Consider the following 6,213-nt stretch of genomic DNA (forward strand, 5'->3'; position numbering starts at 1 on the left):
AAGAAGAATTAAGATAGAAATTATCGTTTTTGGAATCGACCGTAATTTTGTCAACCGAATTGATATTCTCCTGTTTAATTATGTATTTGGAAGCATCAAAAGCAGCATACATCTTAAAAATTCCTCTTTCAAAATTGTATCTGTACACCATTTCCCCAGACAAAGCCTGTGGAGCACTTTTCCATTCCACATCCTGGGGAACGAGTGCCTGATAAGGCGTTAAATTGATATAGGAAGTATTGATGCTAAAAGAACTCTTTTTCCATTTTTGAGTATTTCCCAGACCTACACCTACAGTCATTACTGAGATTTCCGTTTTACTTTGATCCGGTTCGTCTATTGTATTCAAAAGCAAAACACTCGACAAAGCATCGCCATATTCCGCAGAATATCCACCAGTAGAAAAGGAAATACCGCTGAAAAGGAATGGAGAAAATCGGCTGCGGGTTGGCAAATTATTAGGTGTTGCTCCATAATGCTGTGGCACTCGCATCCCGTCAACGTAAGTTTGAGTTTCATTGGCTTCGCCTCCGCGAACGAACAATCTTCCGTCCTCGCCTACCGTTTGCGTTCCTGGCAAGGATTGCAGGGCAGCCACAATATTTCCAACAGAACCTGCCGTAGTCACGATATCCAAAGGTTTCAACACCGATACCCGAGCTTTACTTCCTGAATCCAATGAACCTGCTGTGATTATAACTGCATCGAGAGTGTTGACATTATCCCTAAGTTTAATTGTTTGATTTTTAAAATGGGCTACATCAATGACTGTATTCGCAGTTTCGTAAATCAAAGAGCTTGCAACCAAATTTTGATTTCCGGTGGCGGTGGTGGCAAATGCAAAATCACCATTTTCAGAAGTGGAAGCGCCATCATAACTGCCTTCAATATAAACATTGGCACCTGCGATTGGAACTCCTTTTTCATTAACAATTTTACCCGAAATAGTGGTTTGCGAAAAGAGTGTAAAACTAAATAAAGAAACGAATGCGAATAAAATGGTTTTCATGATGACGGTTTTGATGATTTTGATGAGACAAATGTCATTCAGAAAAAAAAGGAATTGAAATTGTTCTGACCCAATTGCGGAAAATTAGGGATGAATCGTCAATTACTTATTTGTATCTTAGCTAGTAATTGCAAAAAATCATTGATATGTCAGAAAGTAAGAGAATTTCAAATCTATATCAGTCCATTTACAATGGTAATCCGTGGCTTGAGGTCACTTTGGCAGACACTTTAAAAGATATAACTGCAGCACAGGCCTACAGGAAAATCAATCCTGATTTGAACACGATCTGGGAAATTGTCAATCATCTCATACAATGGAGAAGGAATATTTTGAGGCGTGTTCAAGGAGAAACAATCACAACTCCCGACCATAATTATTTTGTACCTATATTAGACCCATCTGAAGTGGCTTGGCATCAATCACTCCAAAATCTGGCAAAATCTCAGGAATTGTGGAATGCTTTTTTTGAGAACTTTGACGACAATGATTTCGAAAAAGTATACGTTAACAATAATCACACCTATTACGAGCATATTCACGGAATAATCCAGCATGATGTTTATCATTTAGGGCAAATTGTTATTCTCAAAAAGTTACTCAAACATTCTTAAAAAAGACATTTAAATGAAAAATAGTATCCTTTTAATTGCATTTTTTTGCATTGCAGCAATTGGGTTTTCACAGGAAACCGAATCCAAATATGATGAAAAACTCGCTAAATCCTTAAATGCAGACGAACGTGGGATGAAGCAGTATGTATTTTGCATTTTGAAAACAGGTAGCAACACCACGGCCACAGCCGAAGAAAAAAACAACCTGTTCAAGGGACACATGGACAACATCACCAAACTCGCTAAAGAAGGTAAACTGGTTTTGGCCGGACCTTTCATGAAAAATGACAGAAACTATCGGGGAATTTACATCTTTAATGTTGCCACAATAGAAGAAGCACAGGCACTTGTTGCCACCGATCCCGCCGTAAAAGCAAATATTTTTGAAGTCGAATTGACTCCTTGGTACGGTACTGCGGCATTACAGGAAACCTTGAAGATTCACGAAAAAATTACAAAAAAATAATTCTAGTTTTTTATTCAAAAGGAAGTTTGATTAGTACCGAACAAAAACTTTTATGGATATCCAAAAAGAATAACAAATTATTGAACAAACCATCCGAAGACTTTAATTGCTAGTCCGAAGCTTGCGTGAGGCATTCCGAAGCTCGTTTGACGGAGACGGAAGCTCGTATCAGGCATTATTTTTTCTTCGAATACACTATTTTGCTAGGCGGAGCATAAAAATGGTCAAAATAAACAAAATTCACGATTTGTAAGTTTGTAACTATTACTTTCTATATTTAAAAAAAGGTACAACTAGAAATTTTTCAGACCAAGCTAACCAAATTCGGGTAGGTTGAAGTAATTTTATCAGACCTAGTAAATGAATTATAGGCTATGTTAAAGGACTGCTAAGTATGACGAAAAACAACAACTATAAAAATTAATTTAAACAAATATTAATATCATGAAAAAGTTACAATTCAAAGTAAGCATCAGCGCACCTGTGACCAAGATTTATGATTTCATGCTCGGCATCAACAGTAAATCAACTTATGAGCAATGGACTTCTTTGTTTAACCCGACATCGACCTATGAAGGAGGTTGGGACAAGGGAAATAAAATTCTATTTATTGGAGTAGATGAGAAAGGAGAAAAGGGAGGTATGGTTTCCAGGATAGCTGAAAACATTCCCAACCGATTTGTTTCGATTCAACATTATGGTCTTTTGAAAGCTAACAAGGAAATTACAGCAGGACCAGAAGTGGAAAAATGGGCAAACGGATTTGAAAACTATACCTTCGAAGAAAACAATGGAACTACAACTATTACTGTTGATTTAGATACCTTTGAAGATTTTTTAGATTATATGAACCAGACCTACCCAAAAGCACTCGATAAGTTGAAAGAACTTTGTGAAAAATAAAGATTTCAAGAAGTACCTTTACTCCAAAAATAAATAATCGAACTCACATATAAAAGTTTTCAATAATTCTAAAAAACTAAAAAAATGCCACATCTTTTAGCAACACTCAGAAATGTTCCTTTTGAAACCATAAAAGGAGTTTTAGAAAATGACAGAGCTTTTCATGCTTCCGAAGAAATGTATCTGGAGCATATTTGGCAAAATGTAGATGATGAAAATGAAGTACTGTTTCTTTTCAGAATCAATTCTATCGAGAACACAAAAAAATTAATTGACAAATTGCACACCAAAGCATTGGAACAAAACCCAGAAGCCAATTTGCCGAACATGACTTATTTACAATGATAAACATAAACAAAGTACACCACATTGCCATAATTTGCTCGGATTACTCAAAATCCAAACATTTTTATATTGACATTTTAGGATTGACCGTCATTCAGGAAATCTATCGTGAAGAGCGTGAGTCATACAAACTTGATTTGGCTCTCAACGGTGACTACATCATCGAATTATTTTCGTTTCCCAATCCGCCAAAACGTCCTTCAAGACCCGAATCCACAGGTTTAAGGCATTTGGCTTTTGAAGTTACAAATCTGAATGAAACAGTTGCTTTCCTGAACTCCAAAAACATTGAATCAGAACCTATCCGTATTGACGAAATGACCCACAAAAGATTTACTTTTATCGCAGATCCTGACCAACTTCCTATTGAATTTTACGAACGATAAATTCCTAATTCGGCAATTTTAACATTTTAAATAACAGTTTTTGTTCTTCGGAAACCGATTTGATTGTCTAAATTTGCGATTCGCATAAAAATTGCGATGCAAAAAAAAATTACTTCTGATGAATAAAACGGCGCAAATCAAAAAAAATCATCAACTCATTAAGTTCCGAAAATTAGTTATCGTTTCCATTTTAATAGGCTTTCTTTCAGCATTTTTAGGGCTATCACTCAAGAAAATTACGGAGTATTACGAAGAAATCTTCTTTCATCAGGTTACCATAAATCCGCTTTTTTATATCCTTTTCCCCGTTTTTGGACTTTCAGTAATTTATTTTTTAAGACAATATCTATTTAGAAAAAAAGAAAACAAAGGCATTAAGGAAGTTTTTGAAAGCACTGAGTCAAAATCAAAAAATTTACCAACTTATAAAATTCCATCCCACTTTATAAATGGTTTATTAACTGTTATTTTTGGTGGTTCAACTGGAATTGAAGTATCAACTGTAGTTGCTTCAGCCACTATCGGTTCTGTTGCCCAACAAAAAGAAAATGTATTTCGCCAGTATAAAACAGAATTAATCTGTGCTGGAGTTGCAGCCGGAATTACTGCTTTATTCAGCAGCCCTATTGCTGGCATTTTATTTGCATTAGAAGTTATCTCCAGAAAAGTAACCCGCGCTTTTGTTATATCGAATGTAATTGCTGTTTCCATTGCTTTCGGATTGCTTTCAATATTAAATGAAGAACCATTATTTACGGTTTCTATTACAACTTGGCACCTAAAAGCAATTCCTTATTTCGTCCTTTTAGGAATTTTGGCAGGATTAAATTCTGTTTATCTCACGAGATGTGTGTTGTTTTTTAAATCCCAATTTTCAAAAATAGAAACACATTATTACAAAATCATATTAGGTTCGGTAGTTTTGAGCATCTCCTTATTTATTTTTCCTCAATTATACGGAGAAGGATATCACTCGATAAAAGTCATCTTTGGCAACTCGAATGAAATTCCGTTAACGATAACTTTGGCTCTGACTTTTATTGGAATATTGATTTTAAAACCGATTGTAACTTCCATAACATTAGCATCTGGTGGTGATGGTGGTGTATTTGCCCCGAGTCTTTTTATTGGTGCATTTTTAGGATTATTGCTGGCTTCTATTTTAAACACCTTTTTTAATACACAGGTAATTCCAGTCAACTTTATGATTATAGGAATGGCAGCTGTCCTAAGTGCCAGTATTCATGCACCTTTTACGTCCATATTTCTAGTTTGCGGATTGACAAATGATTATACTTTATTCATTCCTATTTTAGCAGTCTGCCTGATTTCAAAATACACCGCAAAAATGATTTATCCATTTACGGTTTATACTTACTCACCTAGTTTAGCAAAATAACAGATTTTATGCCTGTCCAAAAAATAAAGCGAACCTATCGCAAAACAAGATATATACTTTACAAAGAAACTTTAGTTGATTATAAAGAACAATTTTGGTCATTTTTAGGCTCGTTTGTCGGAATTGGAATTCTGGCTTACATACAATCAATCCATTTTAAGGGAAATGATGCCGTGTACTTAATTGGTTCTTTTGGAGCCTCGAGTGTATTGGTTTATGGCATTATTCAAAGTCCGTTTTCACAGCCCAGAAACTTGGTTGGAGGACATTTAATTTCTGCTCTAATAGGCGTTACCGTTCATAAATTAGTTCCCGATATTATTTGGATAGCAGCTCCCTTAGCTGTTTCGTTTTCTATCATTTTTATGCAAATTACTAAAACGCTGCATCCCCCGGGAGGAGCAACCGCGCTGATAGCAGTCATTGGTTCCGACAAAATAAAAGCATTAGGTTATATGTATGTGTTCTCGCCGGTTCTAATTGGTGTATTGATTTTACTTTTAACAGCTTTAATTTTTAACAATATGACTGCGAGCCGAACGTATCCAAGTCATAGCACTTATCACAAACACTATCATAAATTCAGAAAACGATTGACTGGAAAGTAGTCAGCTTGATTTTGATTCTACTACAATTCAAATAAAATCTTTTCAACAAAACCCGATTCATAAATCTGAAATCTAAAATTAAACTTTACATTTGCTCTTTCAATAAAAACAAAGATTATGGTTTATAAATTCAGAGTCATTCTAGATGCCGAGGAAGACATTTTTAGGGACATAGCAATACTTGCAGAAGACACTTTAGAAGATTTACACAACGCGATTTTCAATTCATTTGGTTTTGACGGAATGGAAGTAGCTTCTTTCTATACCTGTGACGAAACTTGGAATCAAGAAGATGAAATTTCTATGTTTGATACAGGAGATGTTCCAGGTGAGCAAAAAATCATGAGTGACTATCAATTATCTGATATATTAGACGAGGAAAACACTAAGATTATTTATGTTTACGACTTTATCAATATGTGGACATTCTTAGTGGAATTGGCTGCTATTGAAGAACAAGTTGTAGGTAATACATATCCAGAA

Annotated in this window: 9 protein-coding genes; 8 read left to right on the plus strand and 1 reads right to left on the minus strand. The window is 35.1% G+C overall.

Features of this window, described 5'->3' with window-relative positions:
- Positions 1-1,009 (minus strand): carboxypeptidase-like regulatory domain-containing protein (locus VFS71_RS10820; RefSeq protein ID WP_326401237.1); only part of this gene is annotated, 1,009 nt, incomplete at its 3' end.
- Between the two features lie 146 nt (positions 1,010-1,155).
- On the opposite strand from VFS71_RS10820, the gene VFS71_RS10825 reads away from it, so the two are divergent.
- From VFS71_RS10825 to VFS71_RS10860, 8 genes are all read left to right on the plus strand, one after another.
- Positions 1,156-1,623, plus strand: coding sequence for a DinB family protein (locus VFS71_RS10825; RefSeq protein WP_326401239.1), 468 nt, complete (start codon positions 1,156-1,158; stop codon positions 1,621-1,623).
- 13 nt (positions 1,624-1,636) lie between these two features.
- Positions 1,637-2,089 (plus strand): YciI family protein, encoded by a 453-nt coding sequence (locus tag VFS71_RS10830; RefSeq protein ID WP_326401241.1) that lies wholly within the window; start codon positions 1,637-1,639, stop codon positions 2,087-2,089.
- A gap of 444 nt (positions 2,090-2,533) precedes the next feature.
- A complete protein-coding gene (locus VFS71_RS10835) occupies positions 2,534-2,992 on the plus strand; it encodes an SRPBCC domain-containing protein (protein ID WP_326401243.1) in 459 nt (152 codons plus the stop codon).
- An 84-nt stretch (positions 2,993-3,076) separates the two neighbouring features.
- Positions 3,077-3,337, plus strand: coding sequence for a hypothetical protein (locus tag VFS71_RS10840; protein ID WP_326401245.1), 261 nt, complete (start codon positions 3,077-3,079; stop codon positions 3,335-3,337).
- Positions 3,334-3,723, plus strand: coding sequence for a VOC family protein (locus VFS71_RS10845; RefSeq protein ID WP_326401246.1), 390 nt, complete (start codon positions 3,334-3,336; stop codon positions 3,721-3,723). Before VFS71_RS10840 ends, VFS71_RS10845 begins: the two co-directional genes overlap by 4 nt.
- Before the next feature lie 118 nt (positions 3,724-3,841).
- Entirely contained in the window at positions 3,842-5,122 is a 1,281-nt protein-coding gene (locus VFS71_RS10850; protein ID WP_326401247.1) for a chloride channel protein, read from the plus strand.
- 8 nt (positions 5,123-5,130) lie between these two features.
- Complete coding sequence (locus VFS71_RS10855; RefSeq protein ID WP_326401248.1) at positions 5,131-5,730, plus strand: HPP family protein; 600 nt, start codon at positions 5,131-5,133, stop codon at positions 5,728-5,730.
- 117 nt (positions 5,731-5,847) lie between these two features.
- On the plus strand, positions 5,848-6,213 hold a 366-nt coding region (locus tag VFS71_RS10860), incomplete at its 3' end, for an IS1096 element passenger TnpR family protein (RefSeq protein WP_326401249.1).

The organism is Flavobacterium sp., assembly GCF_035760125.1.
GTDB lineage: Bacteria > Bacteroidota > Bacteroidia > Flavobacteriales > Flavobacteriaceae > Flavobacterium.